Source organism: Rhodococcus spongiicola (assembly GCF_004011835.1).
Classification (GTDB): domain Bacteria; phylum Actinomycetota; class Actinomycetes; order Mycobacteriales; family Mycobacteriaceae; genus Prescottella; species Prescottella spongiicola.
The window spans coordinates 397,940-416,495 of sequence record NZ_RKLN01000001.1; the positions used below are offsets into that span (position 1 = coordinate 397,940).

General features: G+C 65.6%; 22 protein-coding genes and 1 pseudogene. 7 read left to right on the forward strand and 16 right to left on the reverse strand.

What is annotated here, in order from left to right; translation table 11 throughout:
* Positions 1–347: 347 nt before the first annotated feature.
* The 7 genes and pseudogenes from EF834_RS01750 to EF834_RS01775 all read left to right on the forward strand — a co-directional run bounded on the left by EF834_RS01750 (position 348) and on the right by EF834_RS01775 (position 5,518).
* Positions 348–533, forward strand: coding sequence for a hypothetical protein (locus EF834_RS01750; protein WP_127945101.1), 186 nt, complete (start codon positions 348–350; stop codon positions 531–533).
* Between the two features lie 11 nt (positions 534–544).
* Positions 545–721: pseudogene (locus EF834_RS18700) on the forward strand (helix-turn-helix domain-containing protein); the annotation flags it as partial.
* A 219-nt stretch (positions 722–940) separates the two neighbouring features.
* On the forward strand, positions 941–1,402 hold the full coding sequence (locus EF834_RS18410) for a hypothetical protein (protein WP_235870952.1): 462 nt from the start codon (positions 941–943) through the stop codon (positions 1,400–1,402).
* Positions 1,399–2,262, forward strand: coding sequence for a DUF2637 domain-containing protein (locus tag EF834_RS01760; protein ID WP_235870953.1), 864 nt, complete (start codon positions 1,399–1,401; stop codon positions 2,260–2,262). Before EF834_RS18410 ends, EF834_RS01760 begins: the two co-directional genes overlap by 4 nt.
* 113 nt (positions 2,263–2,375) lie before the next feature.
* Positions 2,376–3,293, forward strand: coding sequence for a hypothetical protein (locus tag EF834_RS01765; RefSeq protein ID WP_127945107.1), 918 nt, complete (start codon positions 2,376–2,378; stop codon positions 3,291–3,293).
* Positions 3,294–3,612: 319 nt separating this feature from the next.
* Positions 3,613–4,740: a YncE family protein gene (locus EF834_RS01770; RefSeq protein ID WP_127945110.1), complete on the forward strand. Its 1,128-nt coding sequence runs from the start codon at positions 3,613–3,615 to the stop codon at positions 4,738–4,740.
* 409 nt (positions 4,741–5,149) lie between these two features.
* On the forward strand, positions 5,150–5,518 hold the full coding sequence (locus EF834_RS01775; protein WP_127945113.1) for a hypothetical protein: 369 nt from the start codon (positions 5,150–5,152) through the stop codon (positions 5,516–5,518).
* Positions 5,519–5,562: 44 nt separating this feature from the next.
* Here the strand turns inward: EF834_RS01775 and EF834_RS18580 are convergent, their stop codons facing one another.
* From EF834_RS18580 to EF834_RS01850, 16 genes are all read right to left on the reverse strand, one after another.
* On the reverse strand, positions 5,563–5,694 hold the full coding sequence (locus EF834_RS18580; RefSeq protein ID WP_268960881.1) for a hypothetical protein: 132 nt from the start codon (positions 5,692–5,694) through the stop codon (positions 5,563–5,565).
* Positions 5,695–5,782: 88 nt separating this feature from the next.
* A complete protein-coding gene (locus EF834_RS01780; protein WP_127945116.1) occupies positions 5,783–6,682 on the reverse strand; it encodes a hypothetical protein in 900 nt (299 codons plus the stop codon).
* Positions 6,683–6,695: 13 nt separating this feature from the next.
* Positions 6,696–7,802, reverse strand: a complete 1,107-nt coding sequence (locus tag EF834_RS01785; RefSeq protein WP_127945118.1) for a hypothetical protein — start codon at positions 7,800–7,802, stop codon at positions 6,696–6,698.
* Positions 7,795–8,457, reverse strand: a complete 663-nt coding sequence (locus EF834_RS01790; RefSeq protein WP_127945121.1) for a hypothetical protein — start codon at positions 8,455–8,457, stop codon at positions 7,795–7,797. Before EF834_RS01790 ends, EF834_RS01785 begins: the two co-directional genes overlap by 8 nt.
* A gap of 3 nt (positions 8,458–8,460) precedes the next feature.
* Positions 8,461–8,709: a hypothetical protein gene (locus tag EF834_RS01795; RefSeq protein WP_127945124.1), complete on the reverse strand. Its 249-nt coding sequence runs from the start codon at positions 8,707–8,709 to the stop codon at positions 8,461–8,463.
* A 1-nt stretch (position 8,710) separates the two neighbouring features.
* Positions 8,711–8,989, reverse strand: coding sequence for a hypothetical protein (locus EF834_RS01800; RefSeq protein ID WP_127945127.1), 279 nt, complete (start codon positions 8,987–8,989; stop codon positions 8,711–8,713).
* On the reverse strand, positions 8,990–9,652 hold the full coding sequence (locus EF834_RS01805; protein ID WP_127945131.1) for a M15 family metallopeptidase: 663 nt from the start codon (positions 9,650–9,652) through the stop codon (positions 8,990–8,992). It abuts the gene before it with no gap.
* A complete protein-coding gene (locus EF834_RS01810) occupies positions 9,652–10,056 on the reverse strand; it encodes a phage gene 29 protein family protein (protein WP_127945135.1) in 405 nt (134 codons plus the stop codon). The genes EF834_RS01805 and EF834_RS01810 overlap by 1 nt, the downstream gene beginning before the upstream one ends.
* Positions 10,053–11,741 (reverse strand): Gp37-like protein, encoded by a 1,689-nt coding sequence (locus tag EF834_RS01815; RefSeq protein ID WP_127945138.1) that lies wholly within the window; start codon positions 11,739–11,741, stop codon positions 10,053–10,055. The genes EF834_RS01810 and EF834_RS01815 overlap by 4 nt, the downstream gene beginning before the upstream one ends.
* On the reverse strand, positions 11,738–12,658 hold the full coding sequence (locus EF834_RS01820) for a hypothetical protein (protein ID WP_127945141.1): 921 nt from the start codon (positions 12,656–12,658) through the stop codon (positions 11,738–11,740). Before EF834_RS01820 ends, EF834_RS01815 begins: the two co-directional genes overlap by 4 nt.
* Before the next feature lie 6 nt (positions 12,659–12,664).
* Complete coding sequence (locus EF834_RS01825) at positions 12,665–15,892, reverse strand: phage tail tape measure protein (RefSeq protein WP_127945144.1); 3,228 nt, start codon at positions 15,890–15,892, stop codon at positions 12,665–12,667.
* Between the two features lie 111 nt (positions 15,893–16,003).
* Positions 16,004–16,447, reverse strand: coding sequence for an HNH endonuclease (locus EF834_RS18280; protein WP_206615154.1), 444 nt, complete (start codon positions 16,445–16,447; stop codon positions 16,004–16,006).
* Positions 16,448–16,689: 242 nt separating this feature from the next.
* Positions 16,690–17,148 (reverse strand): hypothetical protein, encoded by a 459-nt coding sequence (locus EF834_RS01835; RefSeq protein ID WP_127945148.1) that lies wholly within the window; start codon positions 17,146–17,148, stop codon positions 16,690–16,692.
* Positions 17,100–17,519 (reverse strand): hypothetical protein, encoded by a 420-nt coding sequence (locus EF834_RS01840; protein WP_127945151.1) that lies wholly within the window; start codon positions 17,517–17,519, stop codon positions 17,100–17,102. The genes EF834_RS01835 and EF834_RS01840 overlap by 49 nt, the downstream gene beginning before the upstream one ends.
* A gap of 13 nt (positions 17,520–17,532) precedes the next feature.
* Positions 17,533–17,817: a hypothetical protein gene (locus EF834_RS01845; RefSeq protein WP_127945153.1), complete on the reverse strand. Its 285-nt coding sequence runs from the start codon at positions 17,815–17,817 to the stop codon at positions 17,533–17,535.
* Positions 17,818–17,975: 158 nt separating this feature from the next.
* Positions 17,976–18,533 carry a hypothetical protein gene (locus EF834_RS01850; protein ID WP_127945156.1) on the reverse strand — a complete coding sequence of 186 codons (558 nt, stop codon included), beginning with the start codon at positions 18,531–18,533 and terminating at the stop codon, positions 17,976–17,978.
* Positions 18,534–18,556 lie beyond the last annotated feature (23 nt).

The following is an 18,556-nucleotide window of genomic DNA, read 5'->3' on the forward strand; positions in this document are numbered from 1 at the left end:
CTGGACGACAGCATCCTGCTCGATGTGGCATCCCAGCGAATAGTCTCTTGACCTGCGGCGATTAAGTGCCCCCAGTGGGACTCGAACCCACACTTTGCGGATTTTAAGTCCGCCCCAGTTGCACCCACCCACACCCACACACGCGGCTGAACTGCCTATTCTTAGATGACAACGAGCCGGTACGACCCCCGACGCGCGCCCACTTGTGACAACTGTGTGACAACTCGACCCGACGGCGCGCTACACTTCGGCACGACAACCAAACAACGAGACCCCGGCGAGTGCGCTAACACTCCCGGGGCGTGGCCGAACTACCTGAGGAGTTCGACATGCAACAGCATACGTGTATGCGCACGCGCCCACAGCCGATGGGGCAGCGTTTCGAGGACGCGATCGCGTACCTCTCTACCCTCTCCCCCAGCGCTGATCCGATCGCCGCCGTCCGTGGCTTGATCCGCCAGCAGCTCGAGTCGGGCCTGTTCTTCGACGCCCACGAGTGGGAAACCCTTGGCGCCCAGGCGGTGACCCGATGAGCGTCCGAATGATGACCTGGGTTCTCGACGAGGCCCCCGTGAATGACTCCACCCAAACCCTCGTGCTGCTGTGCCTCGCTGACCACGCGAACGACGATGGTCTCTGCTGGCCGTCGATCGCGAAGGTTGCGGCCCGCGCCCGCTGCAGCGAGTCAACCGCCCGCCGCTCGGTCCGCAAGCTCGAGGAGGCTGGACTCATTATCCGCGAAGGCATTTCGCCCGGGCGTGCGACGAACCTCTACAGGATCATCCCCCGCCGTGAACCCCGTCAGATTGACCGGGTTGGGGATCACTTCACCGCGAAGACTCCGGGAAATAGCATTTCACCTGCGGATATGCCGTTCGGTGCACCTGTGGATGCCGAACCCTGTCAGATTGACCGGGTTGGACCTCCAACCCTTGCACCGGTGACCACCAACCCTGGCGTGGGTGACACCCCAACCCTGGCACCGGTGACACCCGAACCATCAATGAACCATCATGAACCGCCAGCAGCTGCGGGCGGCAGCGCGATCGCCGAAACCACGAGCCGGATCGGCGAACTCGAAACCGCCGTCCGGGCCGTCGGGCTCGGCGCCCGCTTCGATCGCCTCTCGGCCGATGACCGAACGACCATCGACGGCCTGATCGACCTTCACGGCGTCCAGGCCCTCGCCGCTCATGCCCTGACCCAGCACCGCCCGAACGATCCGGCAAGGTTCGCGAACGCTTGGATCGAGGCGTGGAAGGCGCTGCCCGTTCCGGGATTCCAGGCCGCTGCGGCACCGCGCCCTGCGTGCACCGACTGCGACAACGGCTGGATCGACGCCGACACCCCCTGCCCCGTCTGCCGGTCCAACCTGGTCGGACGGATCGGAGGCGACCAGTGACCCGGATCCGTTGGGACGTCGTCGCGATCGTCGGGACGACTTACGCAATCGCCGTTCTTGCATTCGTGCTCAGCTACTCGAAGCTGACCGACCTCGCCGAGCGGGCCAACTACAGCCCGCTGATGGCTCGCGCGTGGCCGCTGATCGTCGACGGCCTCGCAGTCGTGGCGACAGTCGGGGTCATGCGGATGCGCCGGCGCGGGTACGCATGGTTCCTGCTCTTCGCCGCCACCACCGTCTCGATCGTCGCGGCCATCGCGAGCGCCATGCTGCCACCCGGACCGCTACCTCCCGTTGCAGCCGCGGCCGTGTCGGTCGCGGCCGCGCTGTGTCTGCTCGCCGCACCGCACCTCGCGGTGAAGATCCAGCGGGACGCCGCGCAGTCCCGGGACACGTCGCACCTCGCACCTGCGCAGCGCAAGCAGGTGACCGCGCAGACCGGCCTCGCACCTCACACCTCGCAGCCCGCGCAGGCTTCGCACCGCGCTCCCGCGAAGCCTGCGCCGAGCACTGAGCACCCCCGGTGCGAAGTGAGCACTGAGCAGTCGAGCAGTGCGCCGCGCACTGAGCAGGCGGACCGCGCAGCTGCGCAGACCACCCCTGATCTGCACACTTCGCAGTTTGCAGCGCACGCTACAGCGCAGGCCGACCGTGAGGTGCAACTGCATCTCGTCGGCCGCGACGATGCGCAACCTCGTGTTGCGCAGCCGAAACCGCGCGCCGTGAAGTACACCGATGCGCAGATTGCAGAGACCCTCGCACTCGTCGCATCCGGTGTTTCGCAGCGCGAAGCTGGGCGTCGGATCGGAGCGTCCGGCAACACAGTTCGCGCGTGGGTCGCGAAGGCCGCAGCGCTGTAGCAGGACGGCGCATGCGACACCCCGCGAATGCCCTCGCAGCGAAAGCACGCCCGGTACGTTGAAGCGAGTGGCGTGCTTGCGGGGTGTCGATGCGACAAGAAGGGAAGGCTCTAGTGGCATTTTGGTGGGCCACCCAGACGACGAACCATGAAGAGGCGATCGAGCAGGGATCCTTGTGGACGGCCCGCAATAACAAAGGAAAGCTGAAGGAAGCTCGTCGCCCGATCTTGGAGATTCAACCCGGCGATATCGTCTTCCACTACAGCAACAACTACTTGCGTGCAGTCAGTGTCGCCACGGCTCCCTGGTGTCACGCGGATCGCCCGAAAGGCTATCCGACGAGGCCGGAGGATGACCGCAACGACGGGTACCTTGTTGCCGTCGATCCGATCGTGACAGGGCTCGAAATCCACCGCGAGCGGGTTGCCGAGCTCCTGCCCCACGGCGCGCCAGGACCCCTCAATAGGGTTGGCCGAGTAGCCCGGGGGAAGTATCTCTCACGCCTCAAGCCCGACGAAGCTGCGCGACTCCTCGGAATGATTGAGCTCAACTACATCCCGGATGCTGGCGCCGGCAAGCACGACCCAGGGACCGAGGAGCCAGCCACCACCGACGCACGGGTTTCAGCTACCCGGAGACTCGAGCAAGCCAGGTTCCGCGCGGAGCTGTTTGAAGACAAGAGCGACGGGTGCTGCGGGCTTTGCGATCGATCTCTGCCAGGGAACTTGCTTGTAGCGGCGCACATCAAGCCCCGAGCGCTATGCACTGATGCGGAGCGGCAGGCCTTCCGGAAGGTTGGAATGCTTGCCTGCGCTCTTGGTTGCGATGCTCTCTTCGAACACGGCTACGTAAGCGTTGATCGAACCGGCATTATCGTCAGCTTCGCGAGACCGTCACACCCCGCACTCTCCGAGGCCCTTGATGCTTTGGTGGGACGGACGTGCCCTGCCCACAACAACGATCGTGCTGAGGCGTTTAGCGTTCATCACGACAGAAGCCTCGCTAAACATCACTACCGAACGCTCCGCTGAACTGGCTGCGTCGCGCGCGGAGTGTCCCTTCAGGGCGTGACCTAGCGATGCCGCGGTTGCGATCATGCGGTGCGGCACTACTTGCGCCGCCAGCGTTCCCCGAAGTCGAGCGGCCCAGTGTGTGGTGGCCGGTACAGGATCACCCCGCAGGTGCGGCGGTTCTGCCGACTCGGACGGGTGTCCGATTCGTCCCGTATAGTCCTCACCCGCGGGGGACGACGGTTCGTTCTCGACCTTTCGGTGCCCTGCGCGTACTGCGCCCGTAGAGATGCCTGTGCCTCATCCGCACTTCCTCATTGGCCGAAGGAGCCTAGTCACGATGTCACACAACACCTTTGTTCCGGCTGGCCGCGGAGGTGACCCGGGCTCGAGGACTCGCACCAGGCGACGGCGCGAGGCGGGACTCGTCGCTGCCCTGGCGGCCGGGCTGATGCTCGCGGCCGGCCCGGCCGCCCAGGCTGACACTGTCACCGACACGATCCCGCTCGGAACGACACAGCCGTATGGGGTGGCAATCACTCCGGACGGCAACTGGGCCTACGTCGCCGACAGTGTCGACGGCATCGCGCCGGTGATCGACACCTCAACGAACACGGTCACCACCTCGATCCAGGTCGGCGGACTGCTGGCCGACGTCGCGTTCACCCCGGACGGCACCCGCGCATACGTCACCAACGGCGGTAACGGCACGGTTTCGGTGATCGACACCGCCACCAACACCGTCATCGACACCATCGACAGTGTCGACGGTGTCGAGACCACAATCGGGGTGGCGATCACCCCCGACGGCACCCGCGCCTACGTCACCCACCTAGACTTCTTCGGCGACGAGGGGGAGCAGCACGACGGCAAGGTGTCCGTGATCGATACCGCCACCAACACCGTCACCGACACCATCGACGTCCCCCAATATCCGTACGACGTGGCGATCACCCCGGACGGCACCCGTGCCTACGTCACAGGAACCTCAGTGTCGGTGATCGACACCACCACCAACACCGTCACCGACACCATCGACGTCGGCGCAACCTTGGTGGCGATCACCCCCGACGGCACCCGCGCCTACGTCACTAGCGAGGACCCGGTGGTGTCGGTGATCGACACCACCACCAACACCGTCACCGCCACAGTCCCGGTCGGAGATTGGTCACGCGGGGTGGCGATCACTCCCGACGGCACCCGCGCCTACGTCACCCTCGACGAGGAGGGCTCGGTGTCGGTGATCGACACCACCACCAACACCGTCACCGACACCATCGACGTCGGCAACCGCCCGGCATACCTGGCAATCACGCCCGACGGCACCCAGGCATACGTCACGAACAGTCGCGACGGCACCGTGTCGGTGATCGCGATCACCGAACCGTCCACCGGATCCCTGGGATCGCTCGAGTCCTTGCCCGAGTTCCTGGATTCGCTCGAGTCCTTGCTCGACAGCCTGGGATAGCACGACGCAAGCTCCCCCGCCTCAGCTCGAGGTCGTTGTGTCGCACTAGCTTCGCCGCCAGCGTTCCCCGAAGTCGAGCGGTCCAGCGTGAGGTGGCCGATACAGGATCACCCCGCAGGCCCTGCATTCGTAGGTGCGGTGTCCACCGGCGTCGGTACATCCGCAGGCCATCCAGCCGACGATGACGCGGCCAGGTCCGAGCCGATGGCCGGCCGGGCACGTTTTCGGTGCGCGCTCATACCTCGGCACCCACCCATATTCGCACACACGTTCGAGTGTGGTGTTATGGTTGCGCGGTGGCCTGAGGGAAGCGGGCCATGCGAACGCCCCGCCGTAGTTGACTTACGGCGGGGCGTTGTTGTGCGTGGCGTACCGCACAAGCAGACCAGCCGCGTGGTTTGATGCCGCTATGAAACGGACAATCGCAGCAATTGCCCTTGCATCCACCGCCCTACTCGTCACTGCATGCGGCGAGACCCAGCGCGACAAGATCGAAGAGGCCGCGAAGGCAAACGGAATGACGGATGTGCAGTTCTTGGCCTGCGAAGACTTCGCGAACGGCATCGGCAACATCTCATCAGAGGATCAGGGCGCCCGAATCGAACTCGCTCGCGAAGTGAACGAGTGGGCGCAGAAGGGCGGCGAGGATTTAGCGACAGCCGGTGATTCGCTCGCGCGTACCGCGACTGGGTCCACAACTAGCTGGAATGTCGCCTCTGACGGGTTCGCTGAGGCGTGCTGGCGGGCAGGGTGGCCCAGGCCCGGCACGGTCGAATAGCTGCTGCCCCATCCGCGGCATCCGATCGCCCCGCCGTAGCTGGTTTACGGCGGGGCGTCGTCGTAGTAGCGGTGCATCGCCAGTTCCCAGCGCACGAGGTCGATTGCCTCGCGTACCCGTGGGTCGTCTGGGTTGTAGCCTTCGTCGCGGATCGCGGCGGCTTCGATCGGGTCCATGTCTGTTGTGACGCAGTGGCTGGCTGATCGGTTTCCTTGAGACGACGAAACGCCCCCACCCGGAGAAGGGTGGGGGCGTTGTTCGTGTCTAGGCCAGCTTCGAGATGAGCAAAAACATCTCTCCCGCCTGGACTCGCATAGGGAAGGTGTCCGCACGCAGCGTGGGTAGGACGTAGGTCTCGGAGGGGACCGAGACTGTCTGCGTGGAGATCCCGTAGTCGCTGTCACCGATGTAGTGGAGGTAGACCTCGTTTTCGTTCGCCCCGACCGGGAACCGGCCACGGGATTGGAACGGCCACAACACCCCCCAGGTGACCTGGTAGGTGCCCGCGGGCAGGAGAATCCCTGATCCCGCTGCCGTCGGCCACTGCGCCAGCGAGTTGATCGGGGCGACGTTCACTGGCGCATCGCCGCTGGTTGTGACTTCGACATCTTCCTGCGACTCGTAGTAGGAGCCGAGCCGATACGAAAGCTTGGTCATGTCGGCGGCGAGCACCCGACTACTCGAAAGGCTGCTCGAGATGTATGCCTGCATCGCGATTCGCTGATCGGTACCGCCCGGGATGATGGCAGCCACCTCCGTCGTGGCGCCCTCCCGCCTGACCAATCCCTGCAGGGTGAAGGCTTCAGCGGACGCGCCGTCGACGATGCGGGCATCGCGGTTCGACTCCGTGACGTTGGAGTTCGTGGTGGTCGCGATACCGGTCACCATGAACGAAGCGTGCCCGGGGATCACCAACCCGCTGGTGCTGGGTGAGGTCGGGTCGGTGTCCGGGAAGGCGGGGTCGAGTCTCCAGCCGAGCACCTTCTGCCAGGTCTCGCTTCCGAGCTGTTGCGTGCCATCCTTGAGCAGCCCCTGCGCGGTGATGCGACCACCTGGCGACAGATCGACCCAGCCGAGGGAGGCGTCGTGGACCCACACCTCTTCGATCTCGGTGGCTCCGAAGAACACCTGCCCGACCTCAGTGGAGCCGTACTGCATCGGCATAGGTGCCTCCGTCTCAGCCCTTGGGGATCAGATAGAGGACATCGTCTTCCGGCGATGCCGGTAGCGAGTCCACCAGCTGGATCCGTTCCTTCACAAATTTCACGTTGGTGGCGTGCTCGGGGTTGTCTGGGTCTGGGTCTCCCACTGTGATGACCCCACCGGTGGCGCGGTACGGGATGGTGCCCTGTCTGGGCTGTGAGGAGAACTCGATCGGTGAGTTCTGGCCGCTGCTGTTGGTGCCGTAGAGCCTGCTGCCTGTGGAGGTCGTCGGGACACGGCCGGCGACCTGGGTGTTCACATAGCCCTCCGAGGCCGCGCCGGACACGTCGTCGACGGATAGCGTGACCGCGCCCGTTCTGCCGGCGACCGTCTGCACCGGGCTGGTGGGATACACCCACTCGACCCAGGAGGTGATCTGGGATGCGTTGTCGGCGGCGAGGACCCACATGGTGCCGGTGTCGGTGCGGATGCACCAGTCGCCGCGCTGCCCTGTCAGGGACAGCATCGCCGATTGTGAGGCGACCGCCCCGAGGTGATCGGTCACGGCGACGGCCGGGATCTGCGACTGCGGGATCTTGCCGTCGCCGTCGAGGTCGGCCTTGTTTGCCAGTGTCTGCGCCGCCTGTATGGCGCTCTGCTCGGCGGCGCCCGCGGACTCGAAGGCTCGATCGGCATCGGCCTTTACCTCTTGCCGCACCGCTTCGGCGCCGTCCGCGATCGCGTCATCGACGCGCGTCTCGGCGCGGTTCGCCGCATCCTCGGCGCGACCCGCGCTGGACTCGGCCGACGTCGCGGCCGCCCACGCCTTCGACACCAGCGGGTCCGGCACCTCCGCGAATTGCTCGATCAGATCCATCAGGTCGACCGACTCGTCGGAGTCGGGGACGACGATCGTGTAGACCTCGGTGAACCAGCCCGACTCGACCCGCACGGTGTAGCCGCCCGGGACCAGGTCGGGAGAGTCCGCCACACCATCGGACGAGACCGTCACCTCGATCGGCTCCGGTGTGAGGATGTCGTCCGTGCCGGCACGTCGCAGCTCGGTGGGCGTGAACGTGATTGTGCCGCTGGATAGGTCGGTGCCGTTCGGCAGAACGAAGTGCGCGGCAACGCTAGTCACCCGAATCACCCTCTCCTGTGTCGCCGGTCTCTGTGTCGCGGGAGATGTGTTGCACGGTCAGTCGGCTCCGGTCGGGGCCGCCGAGGATCCCTCGTCCGACGGCGAGGGTGGTGACGTACGCCTGGACCTGATAGTCGGCCGCGGGGACCACCACGGAGCAGATGTTGGTGCTCGATGTCGCCGAGTTTTCGGAGAGTTTCGCCTTCATCCGCGAGAACACGGTGCCGTTCGGTCTGAGGATCCTGATTTCCCACTCCGCCGCGCTGCCCACAAGGGTCCAGTCGAACCAGAGTTGGCAGCGGATATCCCACAAACCCTGGTCTTCGAGGACGATGCGCCCGAACAACAGATGGCAGCCCTGCATAGGCCCGATCTGGTTGGAGAAATCGCACGGACCTACCTGGGTGAGTCCTCTGTCTGTGTCCATGTACGCGCTGCCGTAGTCCAGCAGCGGGGAGAGCAGGTCGGTGCGTTCGTTCAGGCCGAGTTGCCCGTCCCGGAAACCGTTACCGGCATCCTTGACCTTGTCGAAACCGCCGAGAACGCCCCCCGAGATCTCGTCCTTGTACTCGTCTTCCGACTTCGTCGCCCAATCTTCGATGCCGCCGAACCCGACGAGCATCCCGTCAGGAGTTTCCCCAGCAGGTGAGGTCACCGGTCACACCTCGTCTCGCAGATCGTCCGGGATGGCCGGTGGTGCGCCGACTCGCCCTGCCGCATCCCACCGCAGCCAATCCCGGATGTTGCGGACGGCGCTTCGGAGGAGACGGCGAGACTCGAGTTCCGACCGTTGCAGCCGCTCCATGTCGGTGCGCAGTTCCGCGATCTGCTTGGCTTGCCGGGCGTTCCAGGCGGCAAGCACACCAGCGATCGCCACACCGAGTGCTTGGATGATGTCGGGCACCATGTCAGCCCTCGCGATCGCGCGCGTACTTCTCCAGCTCGTCGATCTGCTTGTCGGTCACACCGTTTGGCGTGAACTTCACACCGACCACAGCGCCGAGCGAGATCAGCACCATGACGCCCTGCGCGGCACCGGACGGGACGTCGATGCCGACCGACAGCACAGTCCACAGGACCGCCACGACCGCGGCGAGAGCGGTCGTCACCGTGTTCGCATATCGCTTGACGAGCGGCTGTTCGGCCAGCTTCGCCCGCAGGATCTCACCAATCAGATTCGTGTTCATCTACTTCACGTCCTTCCGGATCTCTGCGACGGCATCGACGAGGGTTAGGTCCTGGCCCTCGGAGTTCTGTCCGAGCTGCGGCCACGGGCCGAGCTGGTCGAGGATCAGGTCGAGCTTGCGGTTGATCTCCTGGTACTGCTCGGGGGTCACGGATCCTCCTGGATTCGGTGCGGGAGCGGGCGCGGGCCCGTAGATCCCGAGGTGGTTGTCGTTCAACTTCGCGGCGAACGCGGCGATCCTGGGATCACCTTCACGCCAGCCGATCTGGTAGTGCATCTCGTCGGGGTACGACCAGTCGGCACCCCAGAAGATCGAGCCCTCGAACAGCCGCAAGCCTTCGCGGACCTTGGCGATCCGAGCGGCCGGCATGACACGACGACCCCACGGGTATTGCGGGGCGTTGATATCGAGCGCGGTACCGCTCAAGTGGTTGGAGGTGGGGACGTCGTTGGTGTTCGACCATCCCCACACCGGGGACGAGATCGGTTCGACGTTGCGGTGATACCAGATCAGCCAGGCGTTGAGGATGGTCGCAGCATCCCCGGCCCGCACTGGTGCGGTGTTCGAGTGGGGCACCGGATTGGCGACGACACACTCGTCGCGGTTGCACATCCGCCAGCCGTTCTCTGAACGGTCGTTGCCGTAGACGGTTCGGAAGCTCATCAGCCCTCCTCGCTGGTCTTACGTTCGTCGGCCTTGATTGCGTCGAGGGCTTCGTTCAGTTCCTTACGCAGATGGGGCGGTAGCTTCCGCACCACGTCTTTCGCGTCCGCGTGCGGCGGATCAGGTTCGTCGATCGGCACCCAGCGACCGAGACCGGTAATCCAGTGCTCCTCGGTTTGCGGGAGCCGCAGCTTCAGCGTCGGCTCGGCCGCGTGCCCGCAGCTGTCGCACTGGAGGCGAGCGCCGAGGTCGTGCAGGCGCTTCGACACGAGCCGGTAGTACTCGAGCGGCAGCATCGCGAGCGCGCCCTTGAGCTTGGGCATCGACACGAACATCCACCAGAACATCTCCTCGGGATCGGAGAGGTCGCAGCTCTCCCGTGTCGGGATGTCCTCGGGTCTCACGACATCACCCCCAGTTCCTTCAGGTCGGATTTGCCCTTGTCGATGTCTGCCATCAGACGGACCCACGGGTCCTGTTGCAGCGCTTCACCGCCGAGGGTGATGCCGATATCCACTGCCCGGTCCACGCCCCACGACAGGGTTGTCTTCGATACCCGCTCGACGTGAAGCCGCCCGGTGATGTCGCCGGGGATCTGGGTGACGACCCGATCGCCTTTCCCGAAGTGCCCGATACCGGGTGCGCCGATCACGTAGGGAGCGGCGTCGGTGATCTCCAGCGCCCCGGAGAACACGGTGCGGGTCTCGTGTGCGCCGGCGCGTAGCACCGACAACGTGTCCAACGTGTATGCCTTGCCGCTCGAGGCGATGAAGTGTTCGAAGTACCGGAAATCTCCACTGGCTTTGGCTCGTTCGAGGAGCGGGACGGCATGCCACGCCAAAATGGTGTCTTCGTAGAACGGGGCGAGGAGGGTGTCGATCGACCCTCCGACCGATCCGACGAGCAGTAGGTTTCCGATGATGTCGCCCGTGGCCTGGATGACCGCCGAGATGGTTTCGTTGATACCTGGCATGGAGTGTCCGCCGGTCACCAGCTGCACCGCCCGCGCCGGCCGCTGCTTGAAGGACGAGGAGAGCACGCCCGGGCTGTCGGGCGGGTAGTACACGTAGGGCACTCGTGGATCGGTGCGGCGGTCACCGGGTGTGCGGTAGGCGTCGACCGTCGGCATGGCCGGGCCATCGTCGTCAGTGTGCTCGAGGAAGTCGTCGGTGTATGAGCGGATCGTGCGGATCAGCCCGTCGAAGATCGTGCCGCCGTTCGAGGTGCCGGCCTCGACGCCGGACTTGTCCTCGACCCACACCACGAGTGCGCCGTGCCTCAGCTGCGCACCCGGCCAGGGTTCCGGATCGCCTTCGAACCAGCGCCGCCACTGCAGCGACAGCTCGGCGTCAGCGAGGATGCCCTGCGCGGCCTCGTGCCAGTATTTGAATCTCGAGGTGAGGATCGCCCACGGCACGCCCGCGGCCAACCACTCCCAGAAGCTGCCGGGTTTGACGACGACGGTCCAGTCGGACATCGCGTCGCTTTCCCACCATGACGACATCGCCAGAGGGTCGTCGGGCAGGTTGAACTGGCGGCCGTTCTCGCGCCACAGGTTGATGTGCAGCGCCGTCAGCACCACCCAGGGCGCTGGACCCGCCAGACCGAACACCTTGACCGGCTGAAACGCGGGACCGAACGACGGTGTCGACCACAGCAGCTTCGTCTTCAGCTGCTCGAAATCGCTGAGGAACGTCGCCACCAGCGTCGAGTCACCGAGGTCGTCGGTCTGCACGTCGACCTCTTCGAGCAGCCCCGACCAGCGCACCCCCATGTAGTCGACGGAGACGAGGACGTTCATTGCTTCGCCACGCTCGATGCGCCCGTGCATGTCGTTGAGCCACTGGGCTTGCGGCATGTCGAAGTCGATGCGCAGGGTGCCGACGCCGGTGTCGTTGTCGACGTCGTCCCACGACGCCTCGTCCTCGCATTCGACGATGTGCACCAGGTCGGCGTCGGCTCCCGACCACAACCGAACCAGCGGAGGAGTGCGGCGTAGCCGCTCCAACTCGGCGTGCTGCGCCTCGGTCGACTCCCAGATCGCCGCGCACTGCTCCTCGAGCGACAACCCGAAATCGACTGCGGTCACAGCAGCTCACCTCCCCACGGTTTCGGCCACAAGCGCGGCTGATGCAGCTCCGCACGGGCACCCCCAGAGGGGGAGTTCTTGTAGGAGATCGGCAGCCTCGTCGGGGGTGTGTAGGGCGGGATCTTGTGCATGAAGTAGTCTCGTCCGCCGTTCTCGCCGAGCAGGTTCACGCCGGCCCAGGATTCGAGCATCAGCCGCATCGGGTCGTAGTTGATGCGGGCACCGGCATGGGCGTCGGCGATCGGCAGCAGCTCCACGACCCGGTCGCCGAACTCGCCGCCCGGCACCCGTTTGCCCTTCGGGCCGATCCACGACGGATCGGGGATCGTCCACTCCGCCCGGGTGAGTACCCACGACTGCCACATCTCGATCGGTGTCGGGTTGGATACCTCGATGTACCCGGACGCCGAGCTGTCCTCGCTCGTGAAGACGGTGACCTTCTTGCGGCCCTCCCAGAACGGCTGCCCCGACCGCACCCGGTAGATCGGGTTCAGGTACTGCTCATCGTCGAGGGTCGGGTCGAACTCGGGATCGAGGTCGGTGTCGGCTTGCCGCTGGATGAACAGCCGCCGGGTGTCCCGCTTTGACTTGACCACGATTCGCGCCAGCTGCTCGTCCGGGTCGTACTTGTCCGGGGCGTCGGTGATCATCTGGTCGAGCAGTGAATCGAGCCGTGCGATGTCCATCGGGCCCTCGTCACCGAACAGGTGGAACCCGAGGGTGATGTCCCGCCACGGGAAGGTGCGGTCTTTGAACCGGCCGCCGCGCTCACGGGCCGCCCGCTTCCACTCCGACGAGATCGGTGCCCCATAGATGCCCTGGACCTGACCAGCCGCCAGGATCACACCCTGGCGGCCGGCATTCTTCCCAGCGACGTCGAGACGAAACCCGTTCGCGCCGATGATCGCAACATCCACCGCCGCTCACCTCCCGAAACGCATGAGAGCGATCCGCTCCCGGTTCGCCTGATCGCGCTGCCAGGAAGCCTGGTCGGCGATCGTCTGGTTGTTGTTGTTGACGATCTGCACCCGCGGACCACCGGCACCGGCACCGACCAGTTCGTCGACCTTCGCGATGTTCGCCTCGGCGGTCTTCCAGTGCGCGTCCTTGAGGACGTGCTCGGGTTCGTTGAGTCCGTTGAACCCGAATGTGCCCGGCTCCCAGATGCCTCCGTTGTCGAACAGTCCGACGTCGGAGAGGAAGTTGCGGGCGTCCATCAGCCACGGCACGACGTTGCGGTCGCCGTCGACACCCTCCTGCCCTCCTGTCGGCGCGGTGCCGGCTTCGGGGGTGATGGTGTAGCGGTCCGCGAGATCCAGCAGGCCACCGACGCCGGTGATGTCGATCAGGCTGTCTGCCCAGATACCGCCGATGTCGGCGCCCATCTGCCGGAACCGTTCCCGACCCGAGAACGTCTGCTGCGGTTGCTGCGCTCCACCGACTGCGCCGGTGCCCGGGGGCGTCTGTCCGCTGGAAGGCTGCAGCGACTCGGCCATCTTCACCGTGGCCATCGGCAGCCAGGCGTGGTCGGTGAACATCGGATCGGAGGCACCTGCCGCGGTGCCGCCGTACTGGCCGTTGCCGCGCTCGCCGCCCATCTCGAAGTTCACGCCGTTCGGCAAGGTGGCCGCGGTGTGGCCGCCGAACGGGCCGCCGTTGAACCAGCCGATCCGCAGCGACCCAGCCGGGCCGACACCGCTCTTGAAACCGCGCTCTGCCAGCCCTTCCGCCTGCGTGCCGGTGGCGAACCGGCTCCCGAACGGATCCAGCCCGGCAGCGAAGTTCGCCAGCGCGGAGACGGCACCGGAGCAGTCACCCCAGTTCACACCGCCCCACACATACGGCTTGCCGTCGACGCCCTTCGCGAAGGCGGCCAGATCGGCCGCGCCGACGACACCACCCTCGGCGTAGCCGGGGACCATCGCGTGCAGTAACTCCGGTGACGGCACCCAGCCCGCATTCAACGCCGCGACGACCTCGTTGCCGCCCCGGTCCATCGCCGATTTCCTGACGACACCCTCACCGGTCGATACGAACGCCGTCGGGATCCCCCACCGATCCACACCAAGGATCGAATCGGAGGTGCCGGTACCCGGACCCCACAGGGTTCCGTCATCGCGCCGGCCCGCGACGCCGCCCGCGGCAAGTAGTGGTAGGTCGGGCGTGGGAATCGTGAACCCCTGCCCGCCGAGGAACGGGACATAGTCGGGGACCTTCATCTCGATCTCGAAGTCGTTCCACTTCCGAATAACCCAGTTCAGCGCGCTCTTGAACGTGTCCTTGATGCCGTCCCACATCCCAGACGCGGCGTCAGCGATCCTGCCCGGCAGCCCGGTCACGAATCCGACGACGGCGTCCCACTTTTCGACGATCCAGTCCTTGACCTCGCCGACCTTGTCGCCGATCGAACCGAACGCCCCTTTCAGCATCTCGAACCCGGACGATAGAACGCCCCAGGCCCAGTCCCACGCTGCGGTTATGGCGCCCCAGACGGCCGACCAAATATCCTGGAACCAGGTTGTTTTGGTGGCGATTAGCACGACCACGGTGACAAGACCTGCGATCGCTGCGACGATGAGCCCGACCGTGCTCACCTTCATCGTGCCGTCGAGGAGCTTGTGTGCCACATTCCATGCGAGGGTTGCGATCTCAATGGCCTTGACCGTTGCTGTGTAGCCGACCAGGGCCGCGAAGAACGGGGCCGCCACTAGGGCCAAGGTCTTGAGGCTGTCGCTGTTGTCCATGACCCACGTCGCCATGCTCCCGAGTGCATCGGTGAGCCCGCCGGTGATGGTGTTCTTCAGCTGATCAAGAGCGAGTGACGGGTTGTTCGACTCCCACTGCTCCTGGAACCTGCCCGTCGCTCCTTCGAACCCGTTCATCGCGTCACCCGCGGAACCCATGCCGTCGAGGAAGCCAGGAATGGTGTTCTTTGAAAGGTCCTCGAGTGGTGCACCGAACAGGGCGACGGAAAGCTCGGCCTGACGTGCCGGGTCCTCGACTTCCTGCAGCTTGCCGATGATCTGGTTGAACGCCTGAGCCGACGTCTGGCCGCCAGCGAGCAGCTTGTTCGCCATATCCCTTGCCGAGAGCCCCATCGCGTCGAACGCCTCGACCGCGCCCTTGTCGCCGAGATCGGTGGCGCGGATGGTGAATTCCTTCACCGCGTCGCCGACTTTGTCCATGGCAACCTTGCCGCCGTCCGCGGCGTTGGCGATCGTGCCGAACGCCTCCTGGCCGCTCAGTCCGGCAGCAGAGAAGAAGGTGCCGTACTCGTTGATCAAGTCGGGAAGCTCGCCGCGCATGGCCTCGTCGGTGCGCTGCCATGCCGTGGTCATCAGGTCGAAGGCTTCGGTCGAGTCCTTCGCAAGCCCCTGTGTGATGAGTTGGTTCGCGGTCTGCACCGTCTCGGCCATGTCGACGCCGAAGTTCCGCGAGAAGAACGCGGCCGAGTCGGCGATCTCGCTGATCGACTTCTCGCCTTCGGAGCCGGCCACCTCGAACGTGGAGGCCACTGCGAGGATCGCGTCCGATGCCTCCTGCATCGACCCGACCATCCCCGACTTGTAGAGCTCGCCCGCCATTTCGCCGTACTGCTCAGCGAGTTCCGGCGTGGCGCCGAGCTGCACACCGAGGCGATTCTCGATGTCGAGATTGTCGAGGGCCTGCATCCCGAGCCCGACAGCGCCACCGATCCCGGCGACGGCCGCGGCGAATGCGCCGATCTTGCCGACCCCGATGTCGGCCTGCCCGCTGGCATCGTCGACGGAGTCGGAGAAGTCGAGCAGTTTCCGGCTCGACTGTCGCGCCTCGTCGCCCGTCTCCTTGGTGGCGCGGGTGGCCCGCTCTTGCGCGGTCTCGAGCTGCTTGAGAGCTGCCTCTGCTGCCCCGACGGTCTGGTTGTGCTTCTGGCGCGCCTTCCGCACTCGCTCCTCGGCCGAGGCGAGCTGAGACGCCTTCGCGTTGCCTTTCTCGCGCAGTTCCTGCAGCTTCAACTCTTCGATGTTCAGCTTCGCCGCTGCGTCCTGCTCGGCGGAGCGCGCCTGCTCGATCTTCCGCGATGCGGTCTTGACCGCGGCCTCGGCCTGGCTCAGCCCGTCAGCGATACCGTCGCCGAGTTCCTTGCCGGCCTGTTTCCCGGCCTGCTTCATCTGCGGGGTGAGCTGCCGGGAGATGTCTTTGCTGACACCGCCGATTACCGGGACGATCTGGACCTAAACCGATGCCCAACCAATACTGGTAGTCATCGCGGCACCACCTCCTCAGGCCACGGGACGCACCCGATCGGACTTACGCATGTTGCACACCATGTGCGCGAGTTGAAGATTCGACGGATCGTGTGACCCCCCGAGTGATCGCGGAACGATATGATCGACCGAGGGACACATCGCCCCGTCGTCCTTGCGACTGAGGGACATATCGACGTCGCCGCCACAGATTCCGCAGATCGCACCGTCTCGTAGCGCGAGCTGCCGCGCGCTCATCTTGTACTTGTCGTAGTCGCCGACGCATCGCCGGCAGAACTTGGTAGTTCGTCGCTTGCGTTGCCCGCCCTTAGTTACCTCGGTCAGATCGATCTGCGCACCGCAAGCGACACACGGCGTGGACTTGGGACGCGGCCCACCGAATCGCTCGAACGCGACACGACACCCATCACAGCAGTACTTGCGGTGCATCGAATCCTTGGTGCTTTCACCGCAGTTCAAGCACGGTCCACGATTCGACCATTTCCAGATGAAGGGCTTCGGTTCTTCACCGATCCGCCTCCACTGGCTGTAGTGGGAGTTGCACCATCCGCGCTTGCGCCTAGGTTCGCTGCATCCAGTAACAGCGCAACGTGGCTTGCACGCCTCTGAGCAGTGCTTTGGATAGATGTTTCCGCTGCGCGCCATTGGCGACCCGCACGTGGGGCAGGGGCGGGTAGCGCCGACCACGTCGAACCTCTCATTCAGTTTTGCGTTCGCCCTGCGAGGCGGCGGGCGTTGCGGGCCTTGGCTCGCTCGAGTGCTCCGCGCCTGCGTACCGTTCGGGTGGCGTTGCGTTTCTGCGCCTCCTGCTCGCGCCGCGGGTGATCACGCGGGGCCTTGCCCTTGGCCGAGTTCGCCTGCGCGATCACCAGCCAGGTATCCGCGAGGAGGTGGTCGGTGATCGACCACGGCACCGTGCCGCCGTTGTCGGCGATCGCGAGCGCGGAATCGCTCGGCAGATGTCGGATCCGCACCCATACCTGCCGCAACGTCAGCAGTGGCCGGCCCTCGTCGTCGCAGCGCCACAAGTCGCGGATGTCCCGCTGGTAGTAGCGGTCGAGATCAGCCTCGACGAGGTCGGCCTTCTCGGCGATCAGTCGCAGGAGGCCGATCAGTTTCCCAAGTCGCCGACCCCGACTTCCTGGGCGATGAGGTCCCACATCTCCTTTGTGGCTTCGCCGGGTGTTTTGCCGGCCTCCATCGCGCGCTGGCAGAACAGCACGAACCCGTCGCGACCGAGCAGTTGCACGAGCATCCCGGGGACGTTGCCGACCGCGGAGGCGGCGAAGAACTGCCAGTTGTCCTGCAACTCGGAGCGTCGGATCCGGAACTCGTCATCGAACGCGGTGATGCGAATCTCGATGTCCTCGGCCTCGGCCTGCTGGGGGGATTTCTTCGGCGGCCGGTCCTGCGGTGCGGGCGCGTGTTCGGGAATATTGTTGCGTCGCTTCTTTCCCCGCTTCCCGCCATTGTTTCCGCGCTGCGGTCCGGGGGTGTTGTCGTCGAAGGCGTCGAAGTCGGTGTCAGGCATGAGTGTGCAGCTCCTACTGGCTGTCCCGCCACACGGCGGGGGCGATGGCCGCGACGACCCGGTCAGCGGCGGAAGTGTCGAGCCCGGCCTCGATGAGCCGGGTGTGGGTGGTGGCGATCTGGTCCGCGAAGTCCGGCGGGTGCGCCTGCTCGGCAGCGTCGTCGGCGTCGATCAGCGCGGCGGCATGGATGGTCTTGGCGACCCTCGCGCGCAGCCGCGGCGGAACGGGATCGCCCGGCTCGATGAGGCCGAGGGTTTCGGCGGCCTGCCGGATCTCGGTGTCGCTGGGTGGCTTCATGTGCAGCTCCCTGATGTTGCGGGGGTGGGGCCGGCCGCCCGGCGGGCTGCACACCGTCGGGCGGCCGGGGTCCTACTCGACCGGGTCGCCTGGTCCCGGATCGGATTCCTCGGTGTCGGGCGCCGCGTCGGGTTCGAGGTCAGTCCTCGACGCGGCCTCTAAGGGGTCTCGGGCTGGTCCACGCGGAAGAACACGTCACCGTCGGAATCGTTCGCGTGATGGACGGTGAACTCGTAGGACTCGTTCGTGCCCTCGACCTTCCCGGAATGGCTGGTCAGCTCGATGAGGGCGGGCCGGGTCGAGATCAGGATCTCGGTGGCGATGTCCTCGTCCCTGGACACATAGCAGGTGTAGAACCGCAGGTTCTTCGGCGCACCGACCTTGCCCTCAGTCGAGCCGGGGAGGACGACCTTGCGGGTGACGGCGTTGTCCTCGAGCGCGGTGAAACCCGTGGCGACCGTGCCCTTCTTGGCCTTACTGCGGTAGCGGGCGTGCCCGTAGCCGTCGTAATGCGTGATCTCCACGCTGGGATTGACGGGGATCCCCTTGCCTGCGTCGAGCAGGCCCACGAACCCCTGGAGCCACGTGATGTCGAGTTCGACGTCGGTCCCTGCGGGCACGAGCGCCGCGATGTCGGTGACCTCGGATGCGTCGATCAGGTAGACCTCGGCCTCGTCCCAAATGTGGGCGGCGTCGGCGTTGACTGCTGCAGCCATGAGAATGCACCCCTTCCAAGGGT

Excerpts from the sequence above, each read along its gene's own strand:
- EF834_RS01750 (WP_127945101.1), top strand. The coding sequence starts at position 348 with ATGCGCACGCGCCCACAGCCGATGGGGCAGCGTTTCGAGGACGCGATC.
- EF834_RS01770 (WP_127945110.1), top strand. The coding sequence starts at position 3,613 with ATGTCACACAACACCTTTGTTCCGGCTGGCCGCGGAGGTGACCCGGGC.
- EF834_RS01775 (WP_127945113.1), top strand. The coding sequence starts at position 5,150 with ATGAAACGGACAATCGCAGCAATTGCCCTTGCATCCACCGCCCTACTC.
- EF834_RS18580 (WP_268960881.1), bottom strand. The coding sequence starts at position 5,694 with ATGGACCCGATCGAAGCCGCCGCGATCCGCGACGAAGGCTACAACCCA.
- EF834_RS01780 (WP_127945116.1), bottom strand. The coding sequence starts at position 6,682 with ATGCCGATGCAGTACGGCTCCACTGAGGTCGGGCAGGTGTTCTTCGGA.
- EF834_RS01795 (WP_127945124.1), bottom strand. The coding sequence starts at position 8,709 with ATGGTGCCCGACATCATCCAAGCACTCGGTGTGGCGATCGCTGGTGTG.
- EF834_RS01800 (WP_127945127.1), bottom strand. The coding sequence starts at position 8,989 with ATGAACACGAATCTGATTGGTGAGATCCTGCGGGCGAAGCTGGCCGAA.
- EF834_RS01805 (WP_127945131.1), bottom strand. The coding sequence starts at position 9,652 with ATGAGCTTCCGAACCGTCTACGGCAACGACCGTTCAGAGAACGGCTGG.
- EF834_RS01825 (WP_127945144.1), bottom strand. The coding sequence starts at position 15,892 with ATGAAGCAGGCCGGGAAACAGGCCGGCAAGGAACTCGGCGACGGTATC.
- EF834_RS01840 (WP_127945151.1), bottom strand. The coding sequence starts at position 17,519 with ATGCCTGACACCGACTTCGACGCCTTCGACGACAACACCCCCGGACCG.
- EF834_RS01845 (WP_127945153.1), bottom strand. The coding sequence starts at position 17,817 with ATGAAGCCACCCAGCGACACCGAGATCCGGCAGGCCGCCGAAACCCTC.
- EF834_RS01850 (WP_127945156.1), bottom strand. The coding sequence starts at position 18,533 with ATGGCTGCAGCAGTCAACGCCGACGCCGCCCACATTTGGGACGAGGCC.